Source organism: Microcoleus sp. SVA1B4 (genome assembly GCF_036700545.1).
Classification (GTDB): Bacteria; Cyanobacteriota; Cyanobacteriia; order Cyanobacteriales; family Microcoleaceae; genus Microcoleus.
Genome location: NZ_JAUBPB010000022.1, coordinates 1 through 17,803 on the forward strand (window position 1 = coordinate 1; position 17,803 = coordinate 17,803).

Below are 17,803 nucleotides of genomic sequence, written 5' to 3' on the forward strand. Positions count from 1 at the left end.
TCCTTTTTGGACGGGCGGGACGCCCATCCCACAATAACAATTAAAATTGTAAGTTATTTAATTCGCGATCCTTAGCTAACCAGACGGGAATCCCCATTCTTCCTAACATCTCAGTTAAATCTGACATCTTGCAGCAATATCAATAAGAGGATTTTTCGTGGGGTTGGGCGGGTTTAGAGAACCTATTTGCAAGCTTTAAGGCTGTTGGCGAACCCGCCCCCTACGGCTAATTGAGAATGGTGCAAGATATCTGTTAAATGCGTTGCAGAATTCCTTCTTTTTATGGCAGCCAAAAATCGGGAATGAAAGTTTTAGTCATACTGCGAGTAAACTGATTAATCTTTCGCCCAATTTGAATGTGCGGTTCATCAGCTTCCACGGGAATAATTGTCGCTTTGTTTCCGATTCCGAAACGCGAAATTACCAAATTTGCCGCTTCCAAACCAGTAACATAAGCTTTTTCCTGCGACCAAGAACCGTGCCGGGTCACAACCCAATCGCCGCTCATAAATACATTATCATAACTTGTTACCGCTGGCAACAAATACTGATAGCTGCCAGGGGCAAAATGCGTCACAGCCCGCGACAGCCGAATCGCGCTGCTGTCAATTACTTTTGCCTCCCGAAAAGCCGGAATGCAAGTCGCTAAATCCCGCTGAACTAAGGAAACTATTTCCTCATCTTTTAGGGGAATTAATTGGTTTGCGTGATAAAAGTCAGCTTCGACAACTGTTCCCGGTTCGTCTCGAAATTCGTCGTGCAAAGCATTCAAATCAAAAAACGTCCAGCCTGTAGTTGAACTAAATCCAAAACAGGCATTAGAAGGCAGTGGAATGTCAATTTTTCGGTCAAACCACAGGCGAACAGCTAACACGTCAACTGCACCCAAATTCATCGCGTCCCGAAACTCTTGGCGGCTTTGCAAAGCTGGGCTGCTGCTGATAATTTTTTGCATTCCGGTGACGCCAACTGCAAAAATAACTGCATCTGCATCGAAGGTTTCTTCGCCGCAAACAACGCCTGTGGCTCGGTTGTTGCTGTCAACTCTTAAATCAGTAACTCGCTGCTTTGTCAATACTTTTGCACCGAGTTTTTCCAGGCGATCGACCCAGGGACGAAAGATTTTTTCTCCGACAGTTCCGCGACACCAAACTACATCAAAATCCGGTTGATGTGCTAAGATGAAATAATACAGCATTCCCAAAGCTGCGGCGGCAGAACATTGTTCTCCTGGTGCAAATAAACCTACTAATAACATCGGTTCAAAAGCATCGCGGTACAGTCTTGCAGAAACGCCAAACTGTTTGAATAGTTCGCGGGCTGTGACGCGATCGTACCTGCGCCAAGCTTCGTCGGAATTGTCGAAATCTAGGACGGCGTAGAGTAAGGGCAACGCTGAAAGCCGATCGACTAATGGCAGCCTTTTAAATCTGGTGTAAAGAAAGGTTCCTAACGGTGTGGGAAGGCGCGGTTCGTCCTGAAAAATTGGCGATTCTACTTCCAATCCCGCGGGTGAATACTGACAAGAACGAGTCCAAGGTGTGAAGGGATCGAGTCCTAATTCTTTGACTAGGGAAAAGATGTTTTTGTAGGGATACCAGAAGCCATGAATGCCTGCTTCTACGGAACGCCCGCCGGCGGTTTTCCACCCTGCAACTAAGCCACCCGGATAAGGGCCTGCTTCTAGCAGGGTGACATCATAGCCTTGCTGGGCTAGGTGATAGGTAGCGCCTAAACCGGCCCATCCTGCACCGACGACGACTATTTTGGGGGTTGACGATTCTCCTGACATTGCGTACCTCTTGATAATTTATTAATGATGACATAATTCATAAAATGCGGATTTGATATAAAATGTGTTGCATTATGTGCTAAATTTCGCTTGAGTAAATAATGAGTGTCAAAAACCGCCAGCAGACTAACCTGTTGCTGCTCTTATTTCCCGCTACGGCCTGGCTGATGGTTTTCTTCATTTGGCCCTTGCTAATTGTACTGTTGTACAGTTTCTTAGAACGCGGTACTTACGGCGGTGTTACTTGGATATTTACTCTCAGCAACTACCAGCGTTTGTTCAGTGGACTTTTCTTAGGAGTAATTGGGCGATCGCTCTGGCTGGCTTTTCTAACAACTGCCGCTTGCTTGTTAGTTGGCTATCCCCTAGCATTCTTCATCGCCACCCGTTCTCCTCGCTGGCGAAATGCTTTGCTTTTGCTGGTAATTATTCCATTTTGGACTAATTTTTTAGTGAGAACCTACGCCTGGATCATACTGCTGCGTAGCGAAGGAGTAGTTAACACAGCCCTGCAAAGCCTGCAAATTATTAGCGAACCGTTAAACTTGCTTTTTACGCCTTTCGCTGTGGCGATCGGTCTAATTTATGGCTATTTACCTTTCATGGTTCTGCCTTTATATTCTAGCATAGAACGCTTCAATTTTTCATTAGTAGAAGCCGCTCACGATTTAGGTGCAAATGATATTCGCACTTTTTGGCGCGTATTTTTACCATTGACAACTCGCGGTATTGTGGCAGGCTCTATTTTAGTTTTTGTTCCCGCTGTCGGCGCTTTCATCACACCGGATATATTAGGTGGTTCTAAAACAGTTATGGTGGGAAATTTGATTCAGAATCAGTTTATGAGAGCCCGCGATTGGCCTTTTGGTTCGGCGCTTTCTATGCTGTTAACGGTAATCATATTGATTCCGGTGTTAATTTACTTCCGCGTGTCTGATGAAACTTAAACAGGTAGATTGAGATTTACAGTTGGGTGGGGGCGGGTTTATGAGATTATTGGTCTTAGGCACAGATTGTCTGTAAAACCCGCCCCTACAGGCTAACCTATTTTTGACTAATGACTAAACTAGATTTACTCGTGCGGGCGATCGGCAAAAAGTGGCTTTGGGTACAAGCTGCACTAGCATTTGCCTTTCTTTACTTGCCAATTCTCATCTTAATTATTTACTCCTTTAACGCCTCCAGATTCAATGCCGTTTGGCGCGGTTTTACCCTCGATTGGTACCGCAGTTTGTTTAGCAATGCAGGCGCGACGATTGCTACGAGTAGCAGCGCCGGAATCTGGACAGCCCTTAACAACAGCTTGCTAATTGCAGCTATTTCGACGGTGTTAGCGACAATTTTTGGTACAATGCTCGCGTTAGCACTCGAACGCTTTCATTTTCCGGGGCGCAAAGCTGTAGAAGCTTTACTGTTTTTGCCGATTATCATGCCCGAAATTACGATCGGCATTTCGCTGCTAGTTTTCTTTACCCTAGTATTTCGGATCGTAGAAAATCTCACGGGAATTCGCCTGAATCTCGGCTTACCTACCGTAATTATAGGTCATGTTGTCTTTAATATTTCCTTTGTGACTATTACTGTCAGGGCGCGTTTGGCGGAACTAGATCCTCAATTAGAACAAGCAGCTTTTGACTTAGGCGCTAACGAATGGCGGGCTTTTTGGCGCATCACTCTCCCTCTGATTTGGCCCGCTATTTTCAGCGCGGCACTGCTGGCTTTTACTCTGTCGCTGGACGATTTTGTCGTGACATTTTTTACCACGGGCGTCGGTTCCATGACGCTACCATTATTTGTTTATGGCATGATAAAATTCTCAGTGACGCCAGCGATTAATGCCATTTCAACTTTGATGTTGTTGGCTTCTTTGTTGCTGGTTGTATCATCGTTAAAAGTTCAGAAAACTTAAAATAATTGCTTTCTGTGTCATAATTATTTTTGTCTGCAACTAACAAAACCTATGAAACGCCTGCTGACTTTCCTACTTTTATTTGTGATGAGTGCAACGGTGGCTTTCGGCTGTAGCCCCACAGGTGGCAACCAACAGCAAGTGCTCAGCATTTACAATTATGCAAGTTATATCGCCCCAGAAGCGATCGCCCAATTCGAGAAAGAGAACAATGTTAAAATTCAATACGACACTTTCGAGAACAGCGACGCACTCTATGCCAAACTCAAACAGGGAAACCCCGGTTACGACTTAATATTTCCTGCCGATTACATGGTGAAAATCATGATCGCGGAAAATCTAATTGAGCCGCTGAATTTAAACAATATTCCCAACCAAAAGAACCTAGAACCTAAGTTTATTAATCAAGCTTTTGATCCAGGCAACAAATATTCGCTGCCCTACCAGTGGGGAACTATGGGAATTGGCTACAACGTGAAAACAGTCCAGGGAGAAATTAATAGTTGGGGGGTGATGTTCGACCCTAAATATACCGGAAAAGTAGCGTGGCAAGACGATGCTAGATACACATTAGCAGGAGTTTTAATGTATTTAGGATTTGACCCAAATACAACCAATCCCGAAGAGATTAACAAAGCCCGCGATTTGCTGATTAAAAGTAACAATATCATTGCAGCTTTTGTCCCCGACACCGGGCAAAATATGCTAGATCAAGGAGAAGTAAATTTGACAATGGAATGGAGCGGTGATATTTTCCAAGTGATGACAGAAAATCCTAATCTCCGTTACGCTATTCCCAAAGAAGGAACAATCATTTTTTCGGACAACATGGCTATTCCCAAAGGTGCGCCCCAGAAAGAGTTAGCGGAGAAATTTATTAACTTTATTTTGCAGCCAGAAGTCGGCGCCCAAATTTCCAATTTTACCCACTTCGGATCGCCCAACAAAGCAGCAATTGATAAAGGTTTAATTGACCCGAACGATTTGAAAAATCCTCAAATTTACCCACCGGCTGAGGTGTTTGGCAAAATGAAATTATTGGAGGATGTCGGGAAAGCAACCGCATTGTACGATCGAGCTTGGACGGAAGTTAAAGCAGGGGCCGGAAAGTAGATATAAAACAGGTTTCTGCCGGGGCTGGTTTACTTAATTTTTTAGCTTGTTTTGGAGTTGCACCATTCTCAAGAACAGGCAAGATGCCTGTTCCACAAAGAATAAATTTCTTGTGGAACGGGCATCTTGCCCGTTCCTAAACCAGTAATTGAGAATGGTGCAAGATATCAGTTTAACCGGACTATAACTCAGCTTTTTATACTCACACATACTAACACAATGCACTCTGTCGAAGTTTTAGAAGTTTCCAAAGTATTTAAAAGTGCCCGCAGTAAAGATTTCTTAGCTGTAGATAACATCAACCTGCAAATTTACGATCGAGAATTCTTTTCTTTACTCGGCCCTTCCGGCTGTGGCAAAACTACAACTTTGCGAATGATTGCTGGTTTTGAAATTCCCACAGCCGGCGAAATTTACATTCACGGCCAACCGATGCAAAATCGCCCACCCTTTCACCGCCCAGTAAATACGGTATTTCAAAACTATGCTTTATTTCCGCACATGACAGTAGCACAAAATGTCGCTTTTGGGTTGGAAATGGAGAATTTGCCTCAGAAAAAAATTGGCGATCGCGTTGCTGAAGCCTTAGCATTAGTACAGTTAACCGAGGTAGGAAAACGCTATCCCCGCCAACTCTCAGGGGGACAGCAGCAGCGAGTAGCACTAGCAAGGGCATTAGTCAAACAGCCGTCTGTTTTGCTGTTGGATGAACCCCTAGGAGCGCTGGATTTGAAATTGCGTAAAGAGATGCAATTAGAATTAAAAAAAATGCAGCGAAAATTGGGAATTACGTTTATTTATGTAACTCACGATCAGGAAGAAGCGCTAACGATGTCGGACAGAATTGCAGTGATGGATGGAGGAAAACTGCAACAAGTCGGCACGCCAGTTGATATTTATGAATATCCTAAAACGCGGTTTGTTGCTGATTTTATTGGCGACAGCAATTTTTTAAGTGGTCGAGTAGTAGAAAAGCAAAACGGTAAAATAATAGTGTTGGTTGACCAGGAGTTGCCCGTGTTAGTTGCAACAGCCGAAGATATCCCCCCTGGGAAAGTTGTCACCCTGGTGTTGCGTCCAGAAAAAGCTGCTATTTATCCGGCTAATTATGACGATGAAAATAGCTGGCCGGGAATAGTAGAAGAGGCTATTTATATTGGCACTGACACGCGCTATACGGTGCGGTTGACTGCTAAAAGTTCGATCGCCCTTCGCCGACAAAACTTGCACAGAGATGACTTGCAGCGACACCAAGTCGGCGACAGCGTTCGAGTTGCCGTGCCGCCGGAAAGTATTTGCATTTGTTGACAGTCAAGCGGGCTGAAGCCACTGAGATTCTTTGGAAGATTAGACCTCTTGCAAAAATAGCTGGGACGGGCAAGATGCCCATCCCACAAAAAGTTTTTTTTCTTGTGGGATGGGCATCTTGCCCGTCCGAAAATTTGCTTAAAAGGACTTTTGCAAAAAGTCTATTGAGGAGCCGATTGAAGATGTACTTCCTTCCCGGTAGAAGATAATCTACTTCTTCCTTCTGCTTCCTCCTTCTTCCTTCGCGTTTTTCGCGTTTTCGCGGTTCAATAATATAGACAGTATTGGTGCTAAACTCGCGTTTGACTTTGCAAAATTTCCTCCAACAGTCGCTCTTGACTTTTCGCAGGTTCCTTGCAAGTTAAACACTCGCAAACTAACCCGATAATACCTTCAGGTAAATCAGCCTCAATCTGACAGACAGCAGTCGGATAATACTGGGAAATCAAGCCAGAAATTCGATCGCTAGACGTGCGAATCAGGGTAGAATGCTGATACCAGTCGATCGCCGAAAGTAGACTCGGACAAGCTTGCGGAGCATCTTGCACAATACTGCTGAAAGCTTGCAAACCTTGCTCCGCGCGATCGAGATATTCTAAATTCGGGCCCAACAGCGCGAGACGAACCAAAGAGGCGATCGCAATTCCATTCGCCGCCGGAGTTGCATTGTCTATATAGCTGCGTTCCCGCACCAACAAATCTCCGCTAGCATCCTTAGCAGTATTGTAATATCCTCCCAATTCCACGCTCCACAAAAACTCATCAAACTCTTCTTGCACCTGCCCAGCTTTCTCCAACCAAAACTGAGAATTCGGCAACTGTTTTGCCTCTTCCCCATTGCCTAAAGTCAAACTCGCTTGGTGCAAATCCAACAAAGCTTTCACAAACAAAGCATAATCTTCCGACTGCGCGGTAACAGCAGATTGTCCGTCATAATTCAAACGCTGAAACCGCCCATCCGTCCACTGATTGTCTAAAATAAAATTAGCCGCTTTCACAGCTAATTCCAGATATTCCAAATTTCCAAAAACCGCCGCAGCGCGGGCTAAACCCGAAATCATTAAGCTATTCCAAGCAGCAATCATTTTCGTGTCAGTAACTGCGGGAATTCTACCCGGCCAACTGTCGTTTTTAGCTTCTTGATTGTTGCGGGCTGGCGGAAAGGTTTTTACAGTATCGGGATGGCCACCGTAGCGAACAGCAAAGAGTTTAGCCAAAGCCGTTTCTACCGTGTCGCTCAGTTTTCCCGGATGGCGGCGCTGCAATACATTCTTGCCTTCAAAATTGCCGCTGCGACTAACAGTAAACTGTGCTTTAATTTCCGCCAATTCCTCAGCAGTTAATAGTTGTTCCAGTTCGGCATAAGTCCAGACATAAAATGCTCCTTCTTCCGGTTCTGACCCCCCCGTTGCCCCCCCTAGGTAAGGGGGGGTTGAATTTTCCGCCCCCCCTTGGTAAGGGGGGGTTGGGGGGGTAAAGCTGTCCGCATCCTGTGCAGCATAAAAATAGCCTGTTGGCGCAATCATTTCTCGCTTCAACCATTCTACTGTCCCCGCGATCGCACTTTCAAAAGCGGGTTCTTGTATTCCCGCGCTCCACAAATTTGCTAAATACTCAACAATTTGACCGTTGTCGTAGAGCATTTTTTCAAAGTGTGGCACAGTCCAAGTCGCATCAACCGTATAGCGGTGAAATCCGCCTCCTACGTGGTCATAAATGCCGCCCAATGCTAAGTCTAATCCGCGCTGAGTGCAGACTTGTTTGCTGTCGTATTTTGATTCAAAATTAAATCGCGTTCCCCGCAGTGCTAGCTCAGCATAAGGTATCATCGGAAAACTGGGGCCGGGGTTGCTGCCCGCAATAATTCCGGTGTTGAGTTCTAAGCCTTTTTGGAAGAGTTCGCGATTTAATTCGGCGGTTACTCCTGACAGCGCTGCCGTCTGTTGGAGGTTGCCTAAAATCTCTGCTTTGAAGGCTTCTACTTTGCCTTTTTCTGTGTCGTAAAAGCGGCGAATTGCTTGCAAAACTTCTAAAAATCCGGGGCGTCCGTAGCGCGGTTCTACGGGGAAATAAGTGCCTCCGTAGAAGGGAACTCGCTCGTCTGGAGTGAGAAAAACGTTGAGCGGCCAACCGCCTTGACCGGTCATCATTTGCAAGGTTTGCATATAAATGCTGTCGATATCCGGGCGTTCTTCGCGATCGACTTTTATCGGTATAAAATGCGAATTCATGTATTGGGCGATCGCGCGATCGGAAAATGCTTCCCCTTCCATCACCGTACACCAGTGGCAGCTAGAGTAGCCAATTGACAGGAAAATCGGTTTATTTTCGCTTCGGGCCGTTTCTAGGGCTTCGTCGCACCAAGGCCACCAGTCGATCGGATTTTCGGCGTGTTTCCGCAGGTAAAGGCTTTGGGATTGAGCAAGACGGTTCACCATAATCAAATATACTTTTACTCGTGCTGGGTAAGCTTGTCATACCAATTTTTTATGAGGCCCCGTAGAATCAGATCCCCCCTAGCCCCCCTTAATAAGGGGGGGACAAGATTCCGCTCAAAGTCCCCCTTCTTAAGGGGGATTTAGGGGGATCGAGATATGTGCAACTTCACATTAAATTGGTATCAGTCCTCTAGCAGTTTAGCGCGAGATGTTTTAGTTGAGTTGTTGCTGATCATTATGTTTTAATATTAAGGCTGATTATCTCGATCTAATATGAGCTTATCATCTCGGAGAACCTTCAATCAACAGCTAGGACAATTTTTGCTGAGTGCTGCTGTTCCTCCTGCTGTTATCAAACTGAGCCAAACTGAATCCTCGGATCAAGCTTTATTAGAAACTAATCTTAACAATTTCCTGGCTAAAGCAGACCCAGAAATAGAATTATTAGTCCCGACCTTTTTAGGTAACGACAAGCGTCGGTTCTACGGCAGAGGTGTTCCGAAAAGCTTGAAGTTAATCGACAAATTTCAACTCGGCAGCGGCCGCACTTTTCTGGGAAGGCGGTCTGTAGTTTGGAGCGGTGCCGGTTGGACAGGACAGCCGACAATTACCAGAGACGGGGGAAAAACTTATTTAATTATAGGTGCTTATGACCACAATTTGCGAAAAATAGATATTGCTACTAATAAAGAAGTTTGGCGCTATAAATTTGATGATGTAATCAAAGGTTCATCAACGATTTATATCGATCAAAAAGCTAGCGCCGAAAACAGAATTGTAATTTTGCAGGGAAGCCGCAGTGGCGGTGGTGGCAAAAGTATCGTGCCGAGTTTTAGGGCAATATCTTTTAGAACTGGCAAGGAACTTTGGAAATTAGACATCAGGAAAACGCCCAGCTACAGCCGGGATAATGACAGCAGCGCTTTGTACATCGGCGGTGGCGTTTTGTTCAATGCGGGGGAAAATGCGATCGGCTATTTTCTCGATAGTTCCACAAGCAGTGCAAAAATCAAAGAAGGCATCAAGCAGCCAAATATCTTGTCGGAGGTACAGCTTTATGCAGCAGCAGATATCAGCAAGCACGGCGGCAACTTGGTAGCGGAATCATCGCCATCAAGGCTCAAAGATAGAATATTTATAGCTGCTGGTTCCGGTCATATTTACGGTATTAGCATTGCAACTAAAAAGATTGTTTGGGATTTTTATACTGGTTCAGATTTGGATGGAAGTGCAGTAATTTCTAAATCAGGTAAACTGTTTTGTGCCATTGAAAAACAATACATTCAGGGCAACGGCGGAGTGCTGAAGCTGAATCCAAATAAAGAACCGAATGCCAGCGTCGAATGGTTTTTGCCGACGGGGAATCGCCGACTTTCTAGCTGGGAAGGCGGGATAATTGGCTCGGTGGCTTTGAATGATGAGTACAATCCAGGGGAGTTTCCGGCGCTGTTTGCCACAAATGCGCTCGACGGCAATTTGTACATCGGTTCCCAAGATATGATTACAGGTAAAAAAACTTTTGTGCCTTGGCGAAACCAGTCTTACGATACTCCGGTAATAGTATTTAAAAAAGCGATTGGTTCTTCAATTTCAACTCCGATTTTTACCGATGGCAATAAACTGATCAGTGCGGGATACAACGGTGTTTATTTGTTCAATTTGAATTGGGAACGAGCGAAGTCGGGGGATCAGAATGCTTTGAGAAATGCTAAAGGGGAGTTTTACCGTTTGAAAGTAATAGAATCGGGGAGATTTAAGCCGGGTTTGTCTTTTGAGGCGACGCCTGTAGTTTGGGACGGAATTGTGAGGATTTGCGCGAGGGATGGCTGGATGTATACTTTGGGTTAGTTATGGGTGTTTTGTACCTCTATCGGGAACAGGCTTTCCGGCCTGTTCCACAATAAGTAGACTCTTTTGTGGAACAGGCCGGAAAGCCTGTTATTAAAAGGGTGTTGAAATCCGCGACCTATTCCTACCTGCGGTTTAACTGCGGTTATATACATGAGAAAAATAATTTCCGAAATTATCGGCAACTCATGAAACTCAAATAAGCCAAGTTTACGGTTCAGAGGATGCTCAAGGTATTTTACAGCTTGCGATCGCCCGATCGCACAATGCTTCCCCTTCCATCACCCTAAACCAGTGGCAGCTAGAGTAGCGAATTGACAGAAGAAATCGGTTGATTTTCCCTCCAGGCCCTTTCTCAGGCTTCGTCGCACCAGACCAACCAGTCGATCGAATTTTCGGCGTGTTTCCGCTTTTGCTGGCTCAGCTTGTCATATTATGTCCGATCGATAACCCCTAATATGGTAGGGGATCCCCTCACCAACAATACCGGCCAATAATTGACAATCCCAAAAACCCGCCCCTTGTATCTTAAAAGAGTGAGACGGTAGACGCAGGGCTGTTTCATTCTCTTGTAGGGGCAATCCCCCCGTGGTTGCCCCAATCCCGTGGTTGCCCCAATCCCCCCGTGGTTGCCCCAATCCCCCCGTGGTTGCCCCAATCCCCCCGTGGTTGCCCCAATCCCCCCGTGGCTGCCCCAATCCCGTGGTTGCCCCAATCCCGTGGCTGCCCCAATCCCACCAAAGGCCTAACAAATCCTGGATGGGTAGGCATTCTTGGCACGAACCCTACAAAAAGCTGGTTTTCCCTAGGGGCAATCCGACCCCTACTCCCCGTGGTTGCCCCGAAACAGCCCTGACGGTAGAGGTGTTCCGAAAAACAATGTCCCAGAAAGTCCAGTCGTCCCTTTAGTCTGCCAAAGTTCCGGCGTCACAGATAATAACGAGCACCGAAACCATTGGTCTCTAAATTGAGATGTTGCACCATGATCGATAAGCCTGTTTTGGGCGGCCTCTCCTGCCCACCCCCTACTCCCCACAAGAAAACTCATTCTTTGTGGAACGGGCCCCAAAGCCGGTTCTTGGTAATGGTGCAATATATAAGTCTAAATGGCGCTGGTTGCTGAATCCGAAAGCGAGAATCCACGCACCGAATATGATCCAAGATTTTGTCCTGAGTTATAGCCCACATTCCGCAGATTCCACTGTCATCATCGGTTTTTACCTGTTTTTACCCACCAATCAAGCTCTCACTTAAACTTTTCTACCGTACATTCACGGATAAAAAACTTTTTAAGGGCATACTTTAGAGCTTAAAAAGAGTTTTATCAGTAATTATGCTGTGTGACACCCCTGTTTAGGAAGGTGAGTTATAGCTTTTTAAAAGAGAGAGAAGTCAGGACTAAAATCCGGATGGCAGCACCCCTATTTTTTGATGCACGCCATAGGAAATAGCTAGCTAGAAGCCATCAATTTAGGCATTTTGCCTAAATCCAATCAGCTTATTCCCAATCTTCATCGAATCTTTATCAAACCTACTTGCATTAACTTGTGCTTTGCTTTAGATTGAATATGTGAAGGAAAAAAACCTGCTTCCAGTCAACATAAGAATAAAGGTGTCAGCCATGAAATTCCAATTAAACTTAGTCAAATCTATTTTAGCTGTTGCCGGTGTAGCTACTCTTAGTGCAGTATCCGCAGCACCTGCCTCTGCCTTCAGCTTTAGTAATATTGCTAGCGATAATACATCGGGAGATGCCTATGTAAATAGCTTTAGGTTTGATGTCCTAGATAATGGCTCCAATAACGTTTTATTCAACATTTTCAATGACAATAAAGACGAATCCGCCGCCGATATCTTTCTTGCTGCAGTTCACTTCGACACAGGTTCTAATACCAATTTATTGAGCGCCTTTGGCATTATAAATGGTTCTGGTGTTAACTTTACAGAGGGAGCTACTCCTCTGCCACAAACTAATAACCTTGCTACTCCTTGGTCTACGGATTTTGCAGCTGGGATAAATCGTACGCGGGACGGTGTCCAAACTGGTGAGGTTTTGGGATTGAGCTTTACTGGAAATTATAAAAACGTAGTTGACGCGTTGAATGATGGTACTTTGAGACTAGGGATGCACGTCCGGGGTATTGGTAGCAAGGGCGATAGCGATGTTTTTGTCAGCACCGGCACTAGCAACACTGAAGCTACTCCTGAACCTTTAACAATGCTTGCTGCTGGAGCCGCTGTTGGGTTTGGTGCTATGTTCAAAAAGCAACGTGCTCAGGCTCAAAAAGCTGAATAGGCGATCGTTTGAACTAATTTTCGATTCTGGCTTGATGCCAAACTGATGATTTTATGTTCGAGCTAAAAACCTGGTTTCTTGGTGAAACCAGGTTTCTTAGTATCTGATAGCGCCGCACTCTGAAAACCCCGGACTTTTAAGGCGATATGAAACGCAGTTGTAGCGTTACCGCTGTTATTAAGAGTTACAGCATATTCCATGTAGATGTGGTACACACAAGAAGAGCGATCGCCTGCTGTTTTGTGCGGATACACCCGTCAATCTGTAAGTTTTATCGACCAATATTTCGCAGATCCGCACCCGGAGGATTAACACCACACAATATAGCTTTATAGTGTGCTTCATGAACATGGAAGAGGCTGTATTTTTAATTTTGATTGATTTACTCGCTTTTTAGTCTTTGCTTACAGGGGCCCAGTAAACAAGTGCTAGGCATCCAAGCAATCATTTCGAGTAACAGTCTTTTCACTAGGTGTCCTAATGCTGAGCTATGCGTTGCATCTGAGTTTCACCATTCATCAAATTCCAGAGTGTCTACTAACCTCATCTCAAAGATTAACGGCGATTAAAATCCTCCAAGTCCTTTCCGTAGAAGGGGTTCAAGCTACTGAGTTGTCCACATCCCCTACTATTTTTATGATATCATCTAAGAATAGTCTGGACTGTTTTTTAGTTCGGAGTCTAAAACCATCGATTTTCCGTTGGTACTTCGATTGCCGAATCGGCTGGAAACCCTTATTCTAGGGTTGGCAATCAAAAACAGTCCGCAGTATGGCTCTCATCGATCAACTAATAACTAATATCTAAAATGTTCAAGAGAAAAATTTTTTGGCTCATCATTATCGCCACAGCCTTAGTAACTCTGAATATGACACTCCTGTGGAAGCTGGACGATGTTGCTCATTTTTGGATGAGTATAGTTTTTTGGTTCGCTGTGGGTTCCCTGCTTTGGGACAACCAGGATATTCTCAAACAGCGTGAGATAAAAAGTGACCTATTATCGACAATAGCAGGGACGCTATTAATAGCTTTTATTTTATTTCAAAGTGCTGTGGTTTCCAGTAAATCCGAGCCTTTTTTAAGACTGGCACCTTTTTTGTCTGGTTTAGGTGTGAGCCTACTGGCGGTAGGTTTTCAGAACTTAAAACTATATTGGCGTGAATTGGTAATACTATTTTTTCATGGCACCCCCAGTGTCATTACGTTACCTTTAGTGGATTTTGTTACCTCGCTTACTGCTAAATTTGCTTATTATTCTTTGTGGTATGTCGGTTTTGATGTAACACGCGATGGTAATTATGTTGCTTTGCCGACAGGAAGGGTGTTGGTAAATGGGGGTTGTTCGGGTATAGAGGCAATGAATTACTTATTAGGTTTAGCTGTAATTTGTTTGGTGATGTTTCCTACTAAACAAAATAAGGCTTTGGTAATAGGTGTCGCTGTCATTTTGGGTTTTATTATTAATGTTTTGCGAGTGGCGGGAATGGCATTGTTAGTTGCATCTTATCGCCTAGATTTGTTTAAATATTGGCATGAGGGTGAAGGTTCTTTAGTGGTGGGAATGATTGCGGTGATTTTGTTTGGGATATTTTATCAATTTATGTTGAAACGAGATAGCCAACTTAGTCACAGTTCGGGAAATTAATTAGTTGCCATTTGGGGAAATATATCGGTTCTTCGATTTCCTCTCCCATAGTCAGGAGTCTTGCTCACTCAAATGTCCGGGTGTTGAAATCCGCCAATGTCACTACCTATCGTTTAACTGCGTCTATATCTATGATAGAAATGATGTCAGGAATTATCGGAAACCTGTTATGGCAACCAATGAAAGTCAAATAAGTCAAGTTTACGGTTCAGAGGATGCTCAGGGTATTTTACAGCTTGCGATCGCGCGGCGACAGGATGAAGGGGAATTATCCAGAGTGCAGCTTTTCGAGATTGCAGCGGAATTGGGCATTTCCGAACAGGATATTGTAGCGGCGGAACAGCAATGGTTAGCAACTAGAGGAGAAGTTCAAGAAAAGCTGGTTTTTAACTCTTACCGTCGTCGCAAATTGCAGAAAAATGTGACCAAGTACGGCATTATCAATACTTTTTTAGTTTTGTTTAATCTAGCAGGTTCGCACGAGCTTTCTTGGTCACTGTTCATTTTACTAACGTGGGGCTTGGGATTGTCGCTGAATGCTTGGAATGTTTATCAAACTGAAGGCGAAGATTACGAAAAAGCGTTTCAGCGGTGGCGGTTGAAGAAACAAGTCGGAGAGTCTATTGGTACTGCGACGAATAAGTTTATGAAGTGGTTGCAGTCGTGAGTTGCTATGGTAAAAAACGCGATCGCCCTTTCTTTTACTTCACACTCGTGAAGTAATTCGGGTTTTAACTCGTTACTGGAAAGAATAATTGTTAAGGTTTTTTCTTGAACCTCTCCCCAAGAGCGATCGCCCTTTATTGAGTTATACAATGAAGGACACTGCAAGGCTGTGTCCCTACAAATATCCCTCTTTTAGTCCCTCCCGGCAGTCGATCGCATTCTCAGGGCCCGAAAAACCTAACTTTCCTGGGGCAACTTTCCATTAGCAGCATCTTCAACCACAGGATGAATTAAAGCAGATCGAAAACCTTGCCGCATTTCCGAACTCAAATACCTGCGTTGCAAAACCTGCCATTTTTGCCAAGCTGCATAGCGATTTTCGACCAACAAAGCAGCCAATTTCGGCAACTCTTTTTCCAGATCGCGATTGACAAAATCTGTCAGAAACTCGCCTAAAACTTCACTGTCTTGAATATCGCCCAAACATTCCTGAATAGCTTTCACATCTTCGACATAAACTTCGTAAGTCTCGCTGTAAAAATCGCCAAACAGATTCATCAAATAGCGAACCCGCTTAGCTTGCTTCCGCAAATCGTGCAGAATAGTTCCCTCGGCTGCTAACTTCTGTTCGACAGCCTCAGCATTCAAATCCTTAGCAACTTTAACTTTGCCATCTTCATATTCTGTACCCAACAGCCAAGCCGGATGGAGAAAAAACTCGCTGACTTGAGGTAACAGTAAATCTGGCAAAACCTCAGCAATTGGCAAATGTTCGATCGCCTGAAACTTCGGTTTTTCCAGCCAATCCTCGATCGACTGCTTCAGCGATTCGTAGGTTTTGTGCTCTAAAATCGCCCTCACCCCTTTCAAAGCCCGGTGGCGCTGTTTGAGCAAATTCGACAAAGCCTTATCCAAAACTTCCTGTTCCTCAGTCGGCAAATTCGGGTAATAGCGATTTTGGAGACTTTCGAGCATCACATCCAAATCCCTGAGAGTTCCCAGAATCCGCCCCACCTTACCAATTTTACGTTCAGAAGCCTCTTTTGGCCAATCTAAAACCGGAGCAAAACCAGTCACAGCCGATCGCAAACGTCTCAATCCCACGCGCATTTGATGAAGTTCTTCCGCGTCTTTGTCTTTGATAACTTCAGCCTCGTGCGCTACACTTTTGCGGAAATATTTCTCAATCGCCCCAGATGCAGCGTCTCCGAGAGTTTTAACTGGAGTTTTAACTTTTGCTGATGTTTTTACGTTCATGGCAGGTGTAGATTCCAGATCCCCGATCGACTTTAATTTGGATTTCAAGGCTTTGGTAGTAAAGGGTTTACATCCTAGCACACAACTCCAATTTATGACTGGCTTCAATACATGAATCTTAATATTAGGTGCTTGACAGTTTATACAAAGTCAGCATTTAGCAATCTCAAATCTTTAAATCTTCAAATCTTCAAATCTTCAATTCTTCAATTCTTCAATTCTTCAATCCAAAATCTAAAATCTAAAATCTAAAATAAAATGTCCCTCCCTCGCCCTTGAGCTAATAAAAATCGGATTTCTGGCGCGCTTTCCCAAATAGGTTAAGATTGCTGCAAACCGATGTTTATTCGCCAAAGGGTGAGAGAGGGTGCGATCGGGAGGACAAGTTTTAAATTAAATCAAACCCGCCCAGGTTGCCCGACTTCCAAGAGGCAGTTTAGCCTTTCCAGTCTTTCTCAGATTGCTCGAGCACGTAGGTTGCTACATCGTCGATTTGTTCGGGCTTCAAGCGGCCGGCGAAAGCAGGCATAGCATTTTTGCCCTTAGTTACCTGAGTGGTAATAGCTTCCAGAGAATTCATGCCGTACTTCTCAAGAGCCGTCTTTTTCAAGGTTTTCTGGGCCATAACCACGTTGCCGCCACCGATGTGACAAGCAGCACAGTTGGAGCTAAAGATTTTAGCTCCTTTAACAGCATCACCTGCCAAAGCAGGGCGACCAAAGCCGACGGTAAAAATTGCGAACGCTAATAGGGCGATCGATAAGAGTCTTTTCAACGCAGTTCTCCTCTAATGGACACGCAAAGGGTGATTCTTTAGATATTTTACCTGTTAAAACAGGCGCGATCGCACACTCGTATCGCCTTCTTCCGAGTAATTTACCACTTTTTGGCAGTGGCAGTTCAACTCTCAAAATTCTCCACGCCCCAGCCCGGAGCTTTCTGAGCGGCCCGGATCACAAAAGCCGCTAAATTTTCAATCTCAGCCTGTGGCATCCAGCTTTCCGGCACTTGGCGGCACCAAAAAGTCTCCTCAGTACCGTCATAAGTCATGGGTTCTCTCAGATACGCCACCAAACTATTGATGTTGTTGCGGGGAGGGGTTGCCCCCTTGAGGTCAGCCAAAGACAGAGATATCGTCGGATCGGGCAAATTAGCACCTCCGACGTGACAATTCAGGCAACTTTGCTCGAACAACACCTTGCCCGCAGACAAATCCTGAGCCGAAAACAAGCGAGTATGTCCCTCAGAGTCCAACTCCAAAGCCACAGGTTCGCTGGCTTGTAAATACCTATTCACGTAAGAATCGGCAGCAGCCAAAACAGGTTGAGGAGCCAACAGCACGAGTGGCAAAATAATTAACATCCCCAACAGAAAGCAGACAAAAGCACCACGACGCAGCATGAGGGACTACAACCTTTTGCGAGAATCAATGAGCCGGACGTAAATTTTAGATTTCAGATTTTAGAGCGAAAAACGACCAGCCAGCAATCCTTGCCGAACTTCAGCCCTCTCCCAATCCAAAATCCAAAAT

At 44.8% G+C, this 17,803-nt stretch carries 14 protein-coding genes; 8 read left to right on the top strand and 6 right to left on the bottom strand.

Features of this window, described 5'->3' with window-relative positions:
• Positions 1-280 precede the first annotated feature (280 nt).
• Positions 281-1,792, bottom strand: coding sequence for an FAD-dependent oxidoreductase (locus QT987_RS12610; RefSeq protein WP_333240268.1), 1,512 nt, complete (start codon positions 1,790-1,792; stop codon positions 281-283).
• Between the two features lie 101 nt (positions 1,793-1,893).
• On the opposite strand from QT987_RS12610, the gene QT987_RS12615 reads away from it, so the two are divergent.
• From QT987_RS12615 to QT987_RS12630, 4 genes are all read left to right on the top strand, one after another.
• Positions 1,894-2,739, top strand: a complete 846-nt coding sequence (locus tag QT987_RS12615) for an ABC transporter permease (protein ID WP_333240270.1) — start codon at positions 1,894-1,896, stop codon at positions 2,737-2,739.
• A 110-nt stretch (positions 2,740-2,849) separates the two neighbouring features.
• The gene (locus QT987_RS12620) at positions 2,850-3,701 is read left to right on the top strand and encodes an ABC transporter permease (RefSeq protein WP_333240272.1); all 852 of its coding nucleotides are present in this window, start codon (positions 2,850-2,852) and stop codon (positions 3,699-3,701) included.
• Between the two features lie 51 nt (positions 3,702-3,752).
• A complete protein-coding gene (locus tag QT987_RS12625; RefSeq protein ID WP_333240274.1) occupies positions 3,753-4,814 on the top strand; it encodes a spermidine/putrescine ABC transporter substrate-binding protein in 1,062 nt (353 codons plus the stop codon).
• A gap of 219 nt (positions 4,815-5,033) precedes the next feature.
• A complete protein-coding gene (locus tag QT987_RS12630) occupies positions 5,034-6,122 on the top strand; it encodes an ABC transporter ATP-binding protein (RefSeq protein WP_333240276.1) in 1,089 nt (362 codons plus the stop codon).
• Positions 6,123-6,412: 290 nt separating this feature from the next.
• Here QT987_RS12630 and QT987_RS12635 read toward each other — a convergent pair whose 3' ends face one another.
• The gene (locus QT987_RS12635; RefSeq protein WP_333240278.1) at positions 6,413-8,560 is read right to left on the bottom strand and encodes a thioredoxin domain-containing protein; all 2,148 of its coding nucleotides are present in this window, start codon (positions 8,558-8,560) and stop codon (positions 6,413-6,415) included.
• A gap of 273 nt (positions 8,561-8,833) precedes the next feature.
• Between QT987_RS12635 and QT987_RS12640 the strand changes: the two genes are divergently transcribed.
• Positions 8,834-10,408, top strand: coding sequence for an outer membrane protein assembly factor BamB family protein (locus QT987_RS12640; protein WP_333240280.1), 1,575 nt, complete (start codon positions 8,834-8,836; stop codon positions 10,406-10,408).
• Positions 10,409-11,978: 1,570 nt separating this feature from the next.
• Positions 11,979-12,704 (top strand): PEP-CTERM sorting domain-containing protein, encoded by a 726-nt coding sequence (locus QT987_RS12645; RefSeq protein ID WP_333240282.1) that lies wholly within the window; start codon positions 11,979-11,981, stop codon positions 12,702-12,704.
• Between the two features lie 62 nt (positions 12,705-12,766).
• On the opposite strand, the gene QT987_RS12650 is transcribed toward QT987_RS12645, so the two are convergent.
• Positions 12,767-12,958 carry a hypothetical protein gene (locus QT987_RS12650; RefSeq protein WP_333240284.1) on the bottom strand — a complete coding sequence of 64 codons (192 nt, stop codon included), beginning with the start codon at positions 12,956-12,958 and terminating at the stop codon, positions 12,767-12,769.
• Between the two features lie 554 nt (positions 12,959-13,512).
• Between QT987_RS12650 and crtA the strand changes: the two genes are divergently transcribed.
• A complete protein-coding gene (gene crtA / locus QT987_RS12655) occupies positions 13,513-14,349 on the top strand; it encodes a cyanoexosortase A (RefSeq protein WP_333240286.1) in 837 nt (278 codons plus the stop codon).
• Between the two features lie 169 nt (positions 14,350-14,518).
• Entirely contained in the window at positions 14,519-15,016 is a 498-nt protein-coding gene (locus tag QT987_RS12660; RefSeq protein WP_333240288.1) for a 2TM domain-containing protein, read from the top strand.
• Positions 15,017-15,252: 236 nt separating this feature from the next.
• On the opposite strand, the gene QT987_RS12665 is transcribed toward QT987_RS12660, so the two are convergent.
• The 3 genes from QT987_RS12665 to psbV2 all read right to left on the bottom strand — a co-directional run bounded on the left by QT987_RS12665 (position 15,253) and on the right by psbV2 (position 17,673).
• Positions 15,253-16,272, bottom strand: coding sequence for a CHAD domain-containing protein (locus QT987_RS12665; RefSeq protein ID WP_333240290.1), 1,020 nt, complete (start codon positions 16,270-16,272; stop codon positions 15,253-15,255).
• A gap of 436 nt (positions 16,273-16,708) precedes the next feature.
• Positions 16,709-17,047: a cytochrome c6 PetJ gene (petJ, locus tag QT987_RS12670; RefSeq protein WP_333240292.1), complete on the bottom strand. Its 339-nt coding sequence runs from the start codon at positions 17,045-17,047 to the stop codon at positions 16,709-16,711.
• A 125-nt stretch (positions 17,048-17,172) separates the two neighbouring features.
• A complete protein-coding gene (gene psbV2 / locus QT987_RS12675) occupies positions 17,173-17,673 on the bottom strand; it encodes a photosystem II cytochrome PsbV2 (RefSeq protein ID WP_190733403.1) in 501 nt (166 codons plus the stop codon).
• Positions 17,674-17,803: the final 130 nt, after the last annotated feature.